This is a genomic window from Micromonospora sp. NPDC005367 (assembly GCF_040606825.1).
In the GTDB taxonomy this organism is placed as follows: Bacteria; Actinomycetota; Actinomycetes; order Mycobacteriales; family Micromonosporaceae; genus Micromonospora.
Genome location: NZ_JBEXFP010000002.1, coordinates 229,909 through 244,209, shown reverse-complemented (window position 1 = coordinate 244,209; position 14,301 = coordinate 229,909). Strand labels below are relative to the sequence as shown.

General features: G+C 71.3%; 12 protein-coding genes. 5 read left to right on the top strand and 7 right to left on the bottom strand.

Translation table 11 applies throughout. The features are described 5' to 3' along the window. The first annotated feature begins 383 nt into the window (after nucleotides 1-383). The 4 genes from ABZS42_RS02630 to ABZS42_RS02615 all read left to right on the top strand — a co-directional run bounded on the left by ABZS42_RS02630 (nucleotide 384) and on the right by ABZS42_RS02615 (nucleotide 5,205). Nucleotides 384-2,465 carry an AAA family ATPase gene (locus tag ABZS42_RS02630; RefSeq protein WP_355141787.1) on the top strand — a complete coding sequence of 694 codons (2,082 nt, stop codon included), beginning with the start codon at nucleotides 384-386 and terminating at the stop codon, nucleotides 2,463-2,465. 138 nt (nucleotides 2,466-2,603) lie between these two features. Further along, nucleotides 2,604-3,593: an ABC transporter ATP-binding protein gene (locus ABZS42_RS02625; protein ID WP_355141785.1), complete on the top strand. Its 990-nt coding sequence runs from the start codon at nucleotides 2,604-2,606 to the stop codon at nucleotides 3,591-3,593. A 13-nt stretch (nucleotides 3,594-3,606) separates the two neighbouring features. Further along, entirely contained in the window at nucleotides 3,607-4,344 is a 738-nt protein-coding gene (locus ABZS42_RS02620; protein WP_355141783.1) for an ABC transporter permease, read from the top strand. 93 nt (nucleotides 4,345-4,437) lie between these two features. After that, nucleotides 4,438-5,205: a VOC family protein gene (locus tag ABZS42_RS02615; protein ID WP_355141781.1), complete on the top strand. Its 768-nt coding sequence runs from the start codon at nucleotides 4,438-4,440 to the stop codon at nucleotides 5,203-5,205. A 225-nt stretch (nucleotides 5,206-5,430) separates the two neighbouring features. On the opposite strand, the gene ABZS42_RS02610 is transcribed toward ABZS42_RS02615, so the two are convergent. The 4 genes from ABZS42_RS02610 to ABZS42_RS02595 form a co-directional block, all read right to left on the bottom strand. After that, on the bottom strand, nucleotides 5,431-6,213 hold the full coding sequence (locus ABZS42_RS02610; protein WP_355141779.1) for an ABC transporter ATP-binding protein: 783 nt from the start codon (nucleotides 6,211-6,213) through the stop codon (nucleotides 5,431-5,433). Then, nucleotides 6,210-7,304, bottom strand: coding sequence for an iron ABC transporter permease (locus tag ABZS42_RS02605; RefSeq protein ID WP_355141920.1), 1,095 nt, complete (start codon nucleotides 7,302-7,304; stop codon nucleotides 6,210-6,212). The genes ABZS42_RS02610 and ABZS42_RS02605 overlap by 4 nt, the downstream gene beginning before the upstream one ends. Nucleotides 7,305-7,338: 34 nt before the next feature. Continuing rightward, the gene (locus ABZS42_RS02600; protein ID WP_355141777.1) at nucleotides 7,339-8,277 is read right to left on the bottom strand and encodes an ABC transporter substrate-binding protein; all 939 of its coding nucleotides are present in this window, start codon (nucleotides 8,275-8,277) and stop codon (nucleotides 7,339-7,341) included. 363 nt (nucleotides 8,278-8,640) lie between these two features. Further along, nucleotides 8,641-10,509: a M14 family metallopeptidase gene (locus tag ABZS42_RS02595; RefSeq protein WP_355141775.1), complete on the bottom strand. Its 1,869-nt coding sequence runs from the start codon at nucleotides 10,507-10,509 to the stop codon at nucleotides 8,641-8,643. A 212-nt stretch (nucleotides 10,510-10,721) separates the two neighbouring features. Between ABZS42_RS02595 and ABZS42_RS02590 the strand changes: the two genes are divergently transcribed. After that, nucleotides 10,722-12,083: a C39 family peptidase gene (locus ABZS42_RS02590; protein ID WP_355141773.1), complete on the top strand. Its 1,362-nt coding sequence runs from the start codon at nucleotides 10,722-10,724 to the stop codon at nucleotides 12,081-12,083. A gap of 151 nt (nucleotides 12,084-12,234) precedes the next feature. Here ABZS42_RS02590 and ABZS42_RS02585 read toward each other — a convergent pair whose 3' ends face one another. From ABZS42_RS02585 to mqnE, 3 genes are all read right to left on the bottom strand, one after another. Beyond that, on the bottom strand, nucleotides 12,235-12,519 hold the full coding sequence (locus tag ABZS42_RS02585) for a DUF4229 domain-containing protein (RefSeq protein WP_355141771.1): 285 nt from the start codon (nucleotides 12,517-12,519) through the stop codon (nucleotides 12,235-12,237). A 64-nt stretch (nucleotides 12,520-12,583) separates the two neighbouring features. After that, nucleotides 12,584-13,006, bottom strand: a complete 423-nt coding sequence (locus tag ABZS42_RS02580; protein ID WP_355141769.1) for a hypothetical protein — start codon at nucleotides 13,004-13,006, stop codon at nucleotides 12,584-12,586. A 24-nt stretch (nucleotides 13,007-13,030) separates the two neighbouring features. Further along, a complete protein-coding gene (mqnE, locus tag ABZS42_RS02575) occupies nucleotides 13,031-14,200 on the bottom strand; it encodes an aminofutalosine synthase MqnE (protein ID WP_355141767.1) in 1,170 nt (389 codons plus the stop codon). Nucleotides 14,201-14,301 lie beyond the last annotated feature (101 nt).

The following is a 14,301-nucleotide window of genomic DNA, read 5'->3' as shown; positions in this document are numbered from 1 at the left end:
CCGGTTGGCCGGTTGGCCGACCATCGGACATCACCACGAGGTTGATACCTCTGGGGCATAAATATGCCTGAGAGGTATCAACCTCAACGGAGTTGGTGACGCCGGCGTTCGTGTGCGCGTTGGCTGCCGAGGGGCCGCGCACACGTGTCCGCGCAGGGCGGGCGCCGGATCAAGGCGACTGGCGCGGCAACCGCACGGCGACCGGCAGCGGGCCGCGCACCGGTCCGGAATTCACTCGGCGCCGGCCGCGTCGAGGCGTAAGGTGGACGATCGCGCGCGTTGACGCGCGCCTCCTGCCTATGGGCACAGCCGGCACCGCGTCGACGGAGCGCCGGGCGGCCCAGGTCAACCGATCACACGAACGCACCGGAAGGTCGCCTCGGATGACCCTTGCCGCCCACACGTCTAACGACCCTGCCCGCCTCGATGAGGAACTGACGTCGGAGCGCGCCCACCTGGAGAGTTCCCGAGCGGCGCTGCGCCGGATGCGGGAACGCGCGCAGGCCCTCTTCACCACCGGTGACAAGGTCGCCGGTGACTCGTACACCGCCGAACAGCTGGGCCGCCACATGGCCCGCCGGGTGAAGGAGCTGGCCGACGACCCGAGCACCCCGCTCTTCTTCGGCCGGCTGAACTTCGGCGGGACCGCCGACCGCCGGCACAGCGACGACGCCGGCCCCGACGACGAGGTCGTCGGTGTCTACCACGTCGGACGGCGGCACGTCACCGACGAGTTGGGCGAGCCGATGGTGATCGACTGGCGGGCCCCGGTCTCCCGGTCGTTCTACCGGGCCAGCGCCCGGGACCCGCAGGGGGTGACCGTACGCCGCCGGTTCGGGTTCAGCACCGGCGTGCTGACCAGCTTCGAGGACGAGCATCTGGATCGGGGCGAGGAACTCGGCACCGCGAGCCGGATCCTGACCGCCGAGATCGAACGCCCCCGCGTCGGGCCGATGCGGGACATCGTCGCCACCATCCAGCCGGAGCAGGACGAACTCGTCCGAGCCGACCTCGCCGACTCGATCTGCGTGCAGGGCGCGCCGGGCACCGGAAAGACCGCGGTCGGGCTGCACCGGGCCGCCTACCTGCTCTACCTGCACCGGGAGCGGCTGAACCGGTCCGGCGTGCTGATCGTCGGACCGAACCGGGCGTTCCTGTCGTACATCGCGGCGGTGCTGCCTGCCCTCGGCGAGGTGGAGGTCGAGCAGTCCACGGTGGAGGACCTGGTGGCGCGGGTGCCGATGCGCGCGGTCGACGACGTCGTCACGGCGACGCTGAAGCACGACGTACGGATGGCGGAGGTGCTGCGCCGCGCGCTCGAGATCCACATCGGGGAGCCGACCGAGCCGATCATGGTGTCCGACGGCTCGTTCCGCTGGCGGATCGGGCTGGAGCCGCTGCACCGGGTGCTCGAGGAGACCTGTCAGGAAGGGCTGCCGTACGCCGTCGGCCGTGAGCGGGTCCGGGCGCGGGTGGTGAGCCTGCTGCAACGGCAGTCCGAGGCGCGCCGCGCCGAGTCGCCCAGCGACGCCTGGCTGCGCCGGATGGCGAAGTCACGGCCGGTGACGACCTTCCTCGACGCGGTCTGGCCGGCGGTCACCCCGGAGGGTCTCGTGCACGCCCTGCTCGCCGACCCGGCGGCACTCGCCGCCGCTGCGGACGGTCTGCTCACCGAAACCGAACAGGCGCAGCTGACCTGGGCGAAGCCCCCACGCACCGCGAAGGCGACCCGGTGGACGGCCGCGGACGCGGTCCTCATCGACGAGGCCGCGGGACTGATCGAGCGACCGGCCGGCTTCGGCCACGTCGTCATCGACGAGGCACAGGACCTCTCGCCGATGCAGTGCCGGGCCATCGCGCGCCGCAGCGAGCACGCGTCGATCACCCTCCTCGGCGACCTGGCGCAGGGCACCGCCCCCTGGGCCGCCACCGACTGGCGCGAGACCCTCGCCCACCTGGGCAAGCCGGACGCGGTAGTGGTTCCGTTGACGGTCGGCTTCCGGGTACCGGCCGCCGTGGTCGCGTTCGCGAACCGGTTGCTCCCGGCACTCGCCGTGAACGTCCCGCCCGCCGAGTCGCTGCGCAGTGACGGCGGGCTCGACGTGCGTACGGTGACTGATCTGACCGCTGCGGCGGTGGCCGAGGTGCGGGCGGCGCTCACGCACGACGGTTCGGTCGGTGTCATCGCCGCCGACGACGCGGTGGAGCAGTTGCGGACGGTGCTCGCCGACGCGGGGGTCGAGACCGCGACCGCCGACGACGTGTCGACCGCGGCGCGGGTCACCGTGGTGCCGGCGACGCTGGTGAAGGGCCTGGAGTACGACCACGTGGTGGTCGTCGAGCCGGCCGCGATCGTGGCCGCCGAACCACGCGGCCTGCACCGGCTCTACGTCGTGCTGACCCGGGCGGTGTCCGGGCTGGCCGTGCTGCACCGGGACCCGCTGCCAGCCGCCCTGGCCGGCTGAACGTCCGCGGCTGGGCGGCACCTGGGCGAGGCGCGCACGCGGAGTAGTCGACACGCTGCTCACGGGGCAGCGGGACTGGCATCGGCGGAGTAGACAGAGAGCCGGCAGAGATTCACGGTATCCATGAAGGAGAACCGCATGATCCTGGCGCGCGCCGACCAGGTCTCCCGCCGCTACGGCGACGTGCTGGCTCTCGACCGGGTCGACCTGACCGTCCGTGCCGGCGAGATGGTCGGCCTGCTCGGGCCGAACGGCGCCGGCAAGAGCACCCTGATGAATCTGATCGTCGGTCTGCGCCGCCCCACCTCCGGTCGGGTGGAGGTCTTCGGCGGTGACCCTCGCGACCCGGCGCCACGGCGGCAGCTCGGCATGACGCCGCAGGAGACCGGCCTGCCCGGCACGTTGCGCGTCGGTGAGGTGGTGGACTTCGCCGCCGCGCACTACGCCGACCCGGTGCCCCGCGACGAATTGCTCGACCGTTTCGGGCTTACCGACCAGATCCGGCGGCAGACCGGTGGTCTCTCCGGCGGCCAGCGCCGACGACTGGCAGTGGCGTTGGCCTTCGTCGGCCGCCCCCGGCTGGTGCTGCTCGACGAGCCGACCACCGGCCTCGACGTCGAGGCCCGCCGCACCCTCTGGGCCGCCATCCGCGCCTTCCACGCCGAAGGCGGGACGGTGCTGTTGAGCAGCCACTACCTGGAGGAGGTGGAGGCGCTGGCCAGCCGGGTCGTGGTGATCGGGCACGGTCGGGTGCTAGCCGACGACAGCGTGGACGCGGTCCGCTCCGTGGTCGGCGTACGTCGGGTCAGCTTCGTCGCCGACGACCTGCCGGCGCTGCCCGGGGTGGTGCGGTCCGAGCTGATCGACGGCCGCAACCACCTGCTCACCACCGACGCCGACCAGTTGGTGCGGGACCTGGTCACCGCCGGAGTCGCCTTCACCGACCTGGAGGTACGCCCCACCTCGTTGGAGGAGGCGTTCCTCGCCATCACTGCCGAGGAGTCGCCGAACGGCGACTCCCGTGGACCCCGGCCGGGCGACAGCCCGGTGACGGTCGGGAGCCGGCCGGCCGGCGATGACGACGAGCCCACCACCGCCGCCGCAGGCGGCCGACCGGCCACCGCCTGAGGAGGGGGAAGGGATGCAACTCACCCTGGTCCACACCCGGTACCAACTGCTGGAGACCGTCCGCATCCCGATCGCCGTCGTCGGCAGCGCGTTCTTCCCCGCCGCCGCGATGCTCTTCTTCGTGGTGCCGTTCGCCGGCAAGGACGCCGTCGGGGCCACGTACGCCACCGCCTCGATGGTCACGTTCGCGGTGATGAGCGCCAACATCTTCCAGTACGGCATCGGCGTCGCCGAGGATCGCGCGCAGCCCTGGGATCCGTACACCCGAACCCTGCCCGCCGGGCCGGGGCCCCGGCTCGCCGGTCGCGTGCTGGCCGGGCTCGTCCTCACCTACCTGTCGCTGATCCCGGTGGTGGTGATCGGTGCGACGCTGACCGCCGCGCAGATCACGCCGATGGCGTTCCTGCTGGCCATCGGCACCGTGGCGGTGGTGTCGGTGCCGTTCACGCTGATGGGGCTCGCCATCGGCTACTCACTGCCCAGCAAGGCGGCCATCGTGGTCGCGCAGATCATCTTCTTCCCGCTCGCCTTCGGCGGTGGCCTGCTCTCCGCCCCGGACGAGGCGCCGGGGTTCATCGAGGTGATCGCGCCGTACCTGCCCACCCGGGGCGCGGTCGAGCTGATGTGGGCGACCGTCGGCGACTACCCGGCGCGCCCGCTGCCGCTGACCATGCTGGGCGTCTGGGTGGTGGCCCTTGCGACGCTGGCAGTCTGGGCGTACCGGCGGGACGAGGGTCGCCGATTCAGCTGACGATTTGTCCGTTTCGACCCCGCACGTCGGTCGGGCGGTGCCAGGATTCCGGCAAGGGAGACGTCGTGTCGCCCCGAGCCGAGAGGGGTCGCCGTGAACACCGTCCCGCCGGGTACGCCCTGCTGGGCCGACCTGGCCACCCCCGACCTGGTCGACGCGCGGCGGTTCTATCCGGAGCTGTTCGGCTGGACCGGACGAGTGGCGCCGGAGCCGGAGGCGAGCGGTTACACGGTCTTCCAGCTACAGGGGCGCGCGGTCGCCGGGGCCGGTCCGCCGGCCATCCCCGACCAGGTGCCGATCTGGTCGACCTACATGGCCACCGACGACGCCGACCTGGTCGCCGGACGGGTCGAGCGGGCCGGCGGGCAGGTGGTGGTACCACCGTTCGAGGTGTTCGACCGCGGCCGGATGGCGGTCTTCGCGGACCCGGCCGGCGCGTCGTTCAGCGTCTGGCAACCGTTGGCGATGCCCGGTGGCGAGGTCTTCAACGTTCCGGGCGCGATGGCCTGGAACGAACTGGTCACCCCCGACCCCGAGGGGGCCAAGGTCTTCTACGAGCTGGTCTTCGGCTGGCAGCCGGACGACCAGTTGGTCGGATCGATGACCTACACCGGTTGGCGGCTCGGCGCGCAGATCGTGGCCGGGATGATGCCTCCGCTCGCCGACGACTTCCCGGACGACCTGCCGGCGTACTGGACGGTCTACTTCGCGGTCGCCGACACCGACGCGGCCGCAGCCCGGGCCGCCACGCTGGGCGGGTCCATCCTGGTGCCGCCGAGGGACATCCCGACCGGCCGGTTCGCCGCCCTACGCGACCCCCAGGGGGCCCTCTTCTCGGTCATCGACATCGGCGGCCCCTGACCCCGCACCCCCGCACCCCCGCACCCCCGCACCGCACCGCACCGCACCGCACCGCACCGCACCGCACCGCACCGCAGCATGATCGCGCTCGATCCAGGTTGTAGTGGCCTCGACGCGGCGGGGAGGGCACTAAATCAAGGATCGAGCGCGATCATGACTGCAGGACAGCAGCGACCGCGGGACAGCAGCGACCGCGCGACGGCGACCGGCGGCAGCGCGGAGGGGTCAGCGGCGGCGGACGGGAACTATAAGGGGGCCGTGGTCGCCGTCGACCACGCGGACGCTGGCCTTGTAGTGCTCGGCGAGCAGCCGTTCGGTGAGCACCTCCCGGGGAGTCCCGGCGGCGGCCACCCGGCCGGCCGCTAGCAGCACCATCCGGTCGGCGTACTCGCCGGCGATCGAGAGGTCGTGCATGGTGGCGACCACGGTCAGCCCGTGCTCACGGCGCAACTGGTCGACGAGGTCCAGCACCTCCTGCTGGTGGCCGATGTCCAGCGCGCTGGTCGGCTCGTCGAGCAGCATCAGCGTGGCGCCCTGGGCGAGCGCCCGGGCCAGGAAGACCCGCTGCCGTTCACCGCCGGAGAGGGTCGCGAGTTCGCGCCGTACGAAGCTGGTCAGGTCCAGCCGCGCCAGCACTTCGTGCACGGCGGCCAGGTCGGCGGCCGACTCCCGCCCCAGCGACGGGATGTACGGGGTGCGGCCGAGCAGCACGTAGTCCAGTACCGACATGCCGGGCGGCACCACCGGGGACTGTGCCACCGTGGCCACCACCCGGGCCCGGTCCCGCCGGCGCAGCGACTCGATGGGCGTACCGAAGAGGGTGACGGCGCCCGGCGCGGCCAGCAGCCCGCCGACGGCGCGCAACAGGGTCGACTTGCCGGCGCCGTTGGGACCGATCACGGTGACCCACTCGCCGACGGCGACGGTCAGGTCGACGCCGGCGAGGATCGGCGTGCGGTCCAGGGTGACGTGCAGGTCACGCACCTCGACGGCCCGTGCGGCGCTCACGTGAGCACCCGCCGCGCGGTGCGCAGGACCAGGACGAAGAACGGGCCGCCGAGCAGGGCCGTCACCACACCGATCGGGATCTCGGCGGGCGCGGCGACGGTACGTGCCGCCACGTCGGTGAGCGCCAGGAAGGCGGCGCCGAAGAGCAGGGAGAGCGGCAGGATCACCCGGTAGCTCGATCCGGCGAGCAGCCGCACGGTGTGCGGCACGATGATGCCGACGAAGCCGATCAGGCCGGTGGCGGAGACCGCCGCGGCGGTGCCGAGCGAGGCCGCGGCGATCAGCAGGTAGCGGGAGCGCTGCGGGTGCAGGCCGAGGCTGCTCGCCTCGTCGTCACCGACCGACAGGACGTCCAGTTCCCGGCCGTGCAGCAACACCACGACGCCGGTGAGTACGGCGTACGGCAGGACCAGCAGCACGTCGTGCCAGCCGGCGGTGGCGAGCCGGCCGAGCAGCCAGGAGTAGACCGCCTGGATGCTGTCGGAGTGCCGTTGCAGAAGGTAGGTCTGCCCGGCGGAGAGGAACGCGGAGACGGCCACCCCGGCCAGGATCAGCATGGCGGGCGAACGGTTGCGGCCACCTGCCGCGCCGAGCAGGTAGGTCAACGCCACCGCGCCCAGCGAGCCGGCGAACGCGGCGAGCGGGATGGTCAGCGGCAGGCCGGTGAGCGCACCTTCGGTGCCGGCGCCGCCGAGGGCGATCACCGCGGTCACCGCGAGGCCCGACCCGGCGGCCACGCCGAGCAGGTACGGGTCGGCCAGCGGGTTGCGGAACACGCCCTGGTAGCAGCCGCCGGCCAGGGCGAGCATCCCGCCGACGAGCAGGCCGAGCACCACCCGGGGCAGCCGCAGCTCGGTCACGATCGCGATTTCCCGCTCGTTGAGCCCGCTGTCCAGGTGTACGCCGGGCAGCAGGTTGAGCAGTTCGGCGGCGACGCTGCCCGGCGGGATGGTGACCGGGCCGAGCGACACCCCGGCCACCAGTGCGACGAGCACCGCGACGATCCCGGCGGCCAGCCATCCGGGCCGCAGGCCGGCGGGCCGGGACGGGGTCGGCGTCCCGGCCAGCCGGGTGGGCGGCGCGTCGGGGATCACGGGTGCGACCCTGGTCACCGACGGTGCTCCGTCACGCGGGCACCTTGGCGACCGCGTCCACGATCGACCGGAGCAGGTCGACCACGCGCGGTCCCCAGCGGGAGGCGATGTCGTCGTCCAGCGCGACCACCTGGTTGTTCTTCACCGCGCTGATCCCGGACCAGCCGGCGCGCGCCTTGACCGTGTCGGCGTTCTGCTGGCAGCACTTCGTGTCGGCGAGGAAGACGAAGTCCGGGTCGGCCTTGACGATGACCTCCTGGGAGAGCTGCGGGTAGCCGCCGTTCTTGCCGTCGGCGTCCGACGGGTCGGCGATGTTCTCCAGGCCGGCCATGGCGTAGAGCGAGCCGATGAAGGTCTTGCTGGTCGCGCTGTACAGCTCCGTGCCCAGCTCGTGGTAGTAGGTGAGCTTCTCCGGCCGTTGCGGGAGGTCCTTCACCAGCTTGGCGATTTCGTCGCGCATGCGCTGGGTGAGGTCGGCCGCCTCGGTGGGGTGCCCGGTGAGGGTGCCCAGCTCGGTGATCTGCTGGTACGTGTCGTCGAGGGTGGTCGCCGCCGGCGTGAGGTAGACCGGGATCTTGAGCTTGGCGAGCTGGTCGACGATCTTGTTCCGGTCGTCGGAGATCACCACCAGGTCGGGGTTCCGGCCGGCGATCGCCTCCGCGTTGGGCTGGAAACCGGAGAGGTCGGTCTTCGGCGCGTCCGCCGGGTAGTTCGAGTTGTCGTCGACCGCGATCACCTGCGGGCCGGCGCCGATGGCGAAGAGCATCTCGGTCGCGCTCGGCGTGAGGGAGACGATCTTCTCGGGACGCTGGTCGAGGGTGACCTTGCCGGCGGTGGCCGGGAAAGCGGCGGCGGCCGACTGTCCGGTGTCGGCTTCGGGCGTGTCGTCGGTCTTTTCTGCGCAGGCGCCGAGGGCGAGCGCGGCGATCGCGAGGGTCGCGGCGAACAGCCGAGGGGTACGTCTGGACATCGGTCCTCCTGTCGGTCGAGGAGCGTGGTGCTTCGCCGACAGGGACACAGCGCCCGTCCGCGAGGCGCCCTTCCTCGAGAGCGCGGGTCGCGACCGATCCGCAGGCGACCTGGCTCGTCCCCTCCACGCGGAGGGGTATCACAGTTGCGGGACAGCACCGGAGTCACACCGGCTTCGCTGGGAACGGTCGGTAAGACGGTAGCGCACCGGCCGAGCGGGCCCCATCGATGAAGGGGCCCATCCAGGCGGGTCGATCGTCGGACCGCCCGGAGTCCGGCCCGATCGGTCGTTGGTTACCGAATTGCCCCGATCCGCAGGCGGGTGGGTGGGGCCCCGTCGGGGGCGGGACGGGGCCCCACCGGATCAGGAGGCGGTGATGGTGACGTTGTCCACAGCCGCCTCGACGAGGCTCGCACCCGAGGCGTCCGCCGCCTGCACCAGGATCCGTACGCTCTGCCCGGCGTACGGGGTGAGGTTCAGGTTCGCCACCGCCCAGGAGCCGTTGCGGTTGGTCGCCGAACCGGCCTGGTTGAGCAGGGTGGTGGTGCCGCCGTTGTGCACCACGCTCACCCGGAGGTAGTCGGCCGACGAGGAGTTCGAGCCGTGTGCCAGGTACCAGGCCAGCGAGAGGGTGAGCGTGCCGCTGGACGGCAGCGAAACCGCCGGCGACCGGACGCTGCTCACTCCGCCGTCGAGGTCGTGGTCACCGGCCGAGGTGCCGGCCAGCCGGCCGGTGACCAGGTCGTTGCCGCCGGCGTACGGGGTGAGCTGCTTGGCTCCGCTGGAGGTGGTCGCCTGGGCGGCGCCCCGCTCCCAGGCCCCCAGAGTCGCGGTGTCGGTGCCGGACGGGTTGACGGTCCAGCCGGTGGCGGTCTCGAAGGTGTCCGACCAGACCGTGGTGCCGCCGCCTCCGCCGCAGTACTGCGCCTGCTTGCCGATCGCCCGGTACGGGCAGTCGGCGTACTCGCTGAGCATCAGCACCGCCTCCCGGTTGCGGGAGGTCTGCGCCGGGATCACCTCGTCGGGCGGGTAGAAGCCGCCGCCACCGGCCGACCCCGGGTACATCTCGAAGGTGTACGCCCAGATGCCGTGCGCCGCCCACATCCAGTCGATGCTGGTGCCGTCGGCGATGTAGAGGTCGCTGGACTGCTCCGGCGTGTAGCTGTTCGTGGCCGCCATCTGCTGCCCGATGGTGGCGAAGGTGTTGTACTGGTCGGCCGTCATCCCGCTCGGCGTGTTGGCCGTCGTGTAGCCGAACGGCCAGAGCACGAGCTGCGAGTACGTGTGAAAGTCGATGTTGGCCTTGATCTGCTGCACCCCACCGACCACCCGGCTGTTGACGAAGTTCCGCAGCGCCTGCGTCTCCGGCGCGGAGAACGCCGACGGGCCCCGGTAGGTCTCCGACGAGGCCGAGCCGGACGAGCCGCCGCAGCAGCCCCACTGGTAGCCCCAGTTCCGGTTCAGGTCGGTGCCGATCGCCGAGGAGCCGCTGTTCGGCTGCCGGTTCTTGCGCCAGGAGCGGTAGGAGCCGGTGGCGATGTCGTACTCGCTGCCGTCCGGGTTCACCGTCGGCACGATCCAGATCTCCCGACCGTTCACGATGTTCGTGATCCGCGAGTCGCTGCCGTACCCGTCGGTGAAGAGGTTCAGCAAGTAGATCGCCATCTCCACGGTGAGGTGCTCGCGGGCGTGCTGCTGCGCGTTGAAGAGGATCTCCGGCTCGTTCTCGTCGGTGGTCACGTTGTCGGAGATCTTCACGGCCATCAGGTCGCGGCCCTGGTAGGAGCTGCCGATGCTGAGCTTGCGGGCGATCGTCGGGTGGTCCACGACGACCTGGTTCACCACGGCGGTCAGCTCCGCGTAGTCGTGGTAGTTCGAGTCGGCGGGCGGGAAGGCGAGGGTGCCGACCTCGCCGTGGTCGGGCGCGGGCGGCGCGTCGTCCGGTTCCAGCCGGAAGCCCAGCCGAGTGATCGCGGCGGCCTCGGCCGTCGTGGCCGAGACGTACAGCACGCCGTGCTCGCTGTAGTCGATGGCGGCTCCGGTCCGCGCCACCGCGTTGCGGTCGGCGAGGGTACGCGGGCCGAGCACCCGGTAGGCCGCGGCGGCCGAGCCACCGGGTTCCGGGGCCGGCCGTGCCGAGACCGGCCCGGCGGCGACGGTGACGAGTCCCAGGCCGGCGGCGACGGCGAGCGCCAGGGAGCGACGGAGACGGGTGGGTGTACGGAAGGCCATGGACAACCTCCTCGGGGGGCGGGAGATCCCGCTCGGTGGAGGACACTCCACCACCCGTCTCATGGTCATATCAATATCGGCCAGTGTCTATTCCATGCCAAGCTGATCATCATCTCGGCAATGATTTTCCATCCATCTAGATATGGCGAAACTTCTCTGCGAGCGGGAGACTGACCGGCGACGATGCCCGACCACACCCCCGCGGAGCACCCATGGTCAGATCACGCCTGAGCGTGGCCGCCCTCGCCGGCGTCACCGCGCTCACCCTCCTCGGCACCGCCGCACCGGCGAACGCGGTCTCCCCCGCCGCGACCGTCCAGGCGGCCGGTCGGCCGATCAGCCACGACGAGCAGGTCACCTTCCACGACTGGTCCCGCTACCCCGACTGGCGGCGGGGCAGCCACTCCGGCACCCGTGCCGTACCCGGTGCCCGCCCCGGCCTGACCCTGGCCCGGCCCGCCGGCACCACCGACTACACCGACCCGCACACCGGGGCCACCCGCACCTGGGAGTACGCCACCTGGACCTCCCCGGTCACCGCGGTCGGCTTCGACGCGACCGAACTGGTCGCCTCCTGGAACGCCGAGACCCCCGCCGACACCTGGATCCAGGTCGAACTCCAGGGCGGTTACAACACCGGCGACAAGACCCCCTGGTACGTGATGGGTCGCTGGGCCTCCGGTGACGCGGACATCAAGCGGACCACCGTCAACAGCCAGGGCGACCCGTGGTCGACGATCTGGACCGACACGTTCAGCATCGACGACGCGTCAGCCGGGGTGCTGCTGCGCTCGTACCAGCTGCGGCTGACCCTCTACCGGGCGCCCGGGCAGGCCGCCGCGCCGGTGGTGCACATGCTCGGCGCGATGAGTTCGAACGTCCCGGACCGGTTCACCGTCGCGCCGAGCTCAGGGCACATCGCCTGGGGCGTCGAACTGCCGGTGCCCCGGTACTCGCAGAACGTGCACGCCGGGCACTATCCCGAGTACGACGGCGGCGGCGAGGCGTGGTGCTCCCCCACGTCCACCGAGATGGTGATCGAGTACTGGGGACGGAAGCCGTCCGAGGCGGACACCGCCTGGGTGGACCCGACCTACCCGGACCCGACCGTGAACCACGCGGCGCGGATGACCTTCGACTACGCATACGACGGCGCGGGCAACTGGCCGTTCAACACCGCCTACGCCGCCAGCTTCCCCGGCCTGGAGGGACGAGTCACCCGGCTGCACTCCCTGGACGAGGTGGAACGCTTCATCGCCGCCGGAATCCCGGTCGTGACCAGCCAGTCCTTCCTGTCCAGTGAACTGGACGGGGCGAACTACGGCACCTCCGGCCACCTGTTCGTGGTGGTCGGCTTCACCGCCGATGGCGACGTCATCGTCAACGACCCGGCCTCGTCCAGCAACGACGTGGTGCGCAACGTCTACCAGCGGGAGCAGTTCGAGCAGATCTGGCTGCGCACCAAGCGGATCAACGCCAGCGGTGGCGTCTCCGGCGGTTCCGGCGGCGTCGCGTACCTCATCAAGCCGGTCGACAAGGCCTGGCCGCACGTGCCCGGCTCGACCAACTGGTGACAGCGGACGAGCCCGGCACGGTCGCGGTCGACCGTGCCGGGCTCGCCCGTACGAACTCAAGGAAGTCGGGCCATCCGCCATGCCCGGACAGCCCGACTTCAAGGAAGGCGAGTCGATCACGACGGCGCCGGCGGCGGATCGCCGGAGCCTGCTACCGGGGCTGCCCGTCCTGCCGCTCGCCCTCGCTCGACTCGTCCTCGCCCGCCAGGGCGGAGCGCAGCCGCTGCTTCTCCTCCCGGCGGCGCTGGGCGGCGCCGGCCATCTCCTCGGCCATCTCGTCCCGCCAGCCCTTGAGCAGGAAGAACGAGAGCGCGGCGGAGAAGACCAACGCCAGCATCAGCTTCAGGAAGACGTTGATGTCGACCAGCCAGAGGGCCGCCAGCACGAGGACGAACAGCCCTATCCGCCCCAGTGTGTACTTGACCGCCGCGCTCACCTGCACCACTCCGTTCCCGCTCCGCCGGTCGGTCCGGCGGACGCCTCAGCCCGCGAGGGGCGGTTCAGCCCGTCCGGCGAGCCAGCCAGTGGACGCCGGAAAACCACACCACGGCGTACGCCACCGTGAAGGCGGCCGCCGCCAGCGCGCCGGAGAGCAGCCCCGGCAGGCCCGCGGCCAGACCGGCCACCAGTAGCCCGACGACCACCCCGACCGCGGCGGCGACCAGTCCCGCCAGCACCCGGGCCGCACCGAACTCCCAGGCGCGGAAGTCCTCCCAGAAGAGCCAGACCGGGAGGATCACCGAGAGCCACCCGTTGGCCCGCCCGAAGCCGCCCGACCCGAACGAGGCGAACGCCCAGTCGAACAACACCAGGGCGAGCACCCCGATCACCCAGCCGGCGAGGCTTATCCCGAGCAGGTCGCCGAGGAAACGTATCCGCCCCTCGGCGTCGCGCCGGGGGAAACTGCTCTGCTGTTCAGTCATCGCCCTACGAGAGTACGTGCCCGGTCAGGCCCAGACCCGCTGCGGCTCGGCCCGGCGCTCCGCCAGCGACGGGGCGGCGTCGTACTCGCGCACCACGTTGTAGCGGGTGTCCCGCTCGACGGGGCGGAAGCCGGCCTCCCAGATCAGGTTGAGCAGGTCCTCCCGGTGCATGGTGTTCGGGGTGCCGTACGAGTCCGCGTCGTGCGTGATCTTGTATTCGACGACCGAGCCGTCCAGGTCGTCCGCGCCGAAGTTCAGCGAGAGCTGGGCGACCGACAGGCCGTGCATCACCCAGAAGCACTTGACGTGCGGCACGTTGTCGAAGAGCAGCCGGGACACCGCGAACGTCTTCAGCGACTCGGCCGGCGAGGCCATCGTCGTACGCGCCTGGATCCGGTTGCGGATCTTGCCGTCCGCCGAGTCGACGAAGTCGTGCTGGTAGCGCAGCGGGATGAAGACGGCGAAGCCCCCGGTCTCGTCCTGAAGCTCCCGCAGCCGCAGTACGTGGTCGACCCGGTGCCGGGGCTCCTCGATGTGGCCGTAGAGCATCGTGGCCGGCGTCTTCATGCCCTTGCGGTGGGCCAGCGCGTGGATCCGCGACCAGTCCTCCCAGTGGCATTCGTGGTCGACGATGTGCTGGCGGACCTCCCAGTCGAAGATCTCCGCGCCACCGCCGGTCAGCGACTCCAGGCCGGCGTCCATCAGCTCGTCGAGGATCTCGTCGGCGCTCAGCCCACTGATCTTCTCGAACCACTGCACCTCGGTCGCGGTGAAGCACTTGAGCTTGACGTTCGGCAGCGCCGCCTTCAGCTCCCGCAGCACCTTCGGGTAGTAGCGCCAGGGCAGGGTGGGGTGCAGGCCGTTGACGATGTGCAGCTCCGTGAGCTGCTCGTCCTCCATCTCCTTCGCCTTGCGGACCGCCTCGTCGATACGCATCGTGTAGGCGTCCTTCTCACCCGGCTTGCGCTGGAACGAGCAGTACGCGCACGACGCGGAGCAGACATTGGTCAGGTTCAGGTGCCGGTTGACGTTGAACATCACCCGATCGCCGTTGAGCTCGGTGCGCCGGTGGTGCGCCAGCCGCCCGAGCCAGGCCAGGTCGTCGCTCTCGTAGAGGGCGATCCCGTCCTCCCGGCTCAGCCGCTCTCCGGCGTACACCTTCGCTTCGAGCTCACGCTTGAGTCCGACGTCCATGGCACGTCCCTTCCACCCGCGGTCCCGATCGAGCGTACGACGGGCGGCCGGTGACTCCACCGGCACGGTCCGCGGCCGCGTTAACCACATTCTCAGCCATC

Coding starts and splice junctions, on each gene's coding strand:
- ABZS42_RS02630 (WP_355141787.1), top strand. CDS start 384: ATGACCCTTGCCGCCCACACGTCTAACGACCCTGCCCGCCTCGATGAG.
- ABZS42_RS02625 (WP_355141785.1), top strand. CDS start 2,604: ATGATCCTGGCGCGCGCCGACCAGGTCTCCCGCCGCTACGGCGACGTG.
- ABZS42_RS02620 (WP_355141783.1), top strand. CDS start 3,607: ATGCAACTCACCCTGGTCCACACCCGGTACCAACTGCTGGAGACCGTC.
- ABZS42_RS02600 (WP_355141777.1), bottom strand. CDS start 8,277: ATGTCCAGACGTACCCCTCGGCTGTTCGCCGCGACCCTCGCGATCGCC.
- ABZS42_RS02595 (WP_355141775.1), bottom strand. CDS start 10,509: ATGGCCTTCCGTACACCCACCCGTCTCCGTCGCTCCCTGGCGCTCGCC.
- ABZS42_RS02590 (WP_355141773.1), top strand. CDS start 10,722: ATGGTCAGATCACGCCTGAGCGTGGCCGCCCTCGCCGGCGTCACCGCG.
- ABZS42_RS02580 (WP_355141769.1), bottom strand. CDS start 13,006: ATGACTGAACAGCAGAGCAGTTTCCCCCGGCGCGACGCCGAGGGGCGG.
- mqnE (WP_355141767.1), bottom strand. CDS start 14,200: ATGGACGTCGGACTCAAGCGTGAGCTCGAAGCGAAGGTGTACGCCGGA.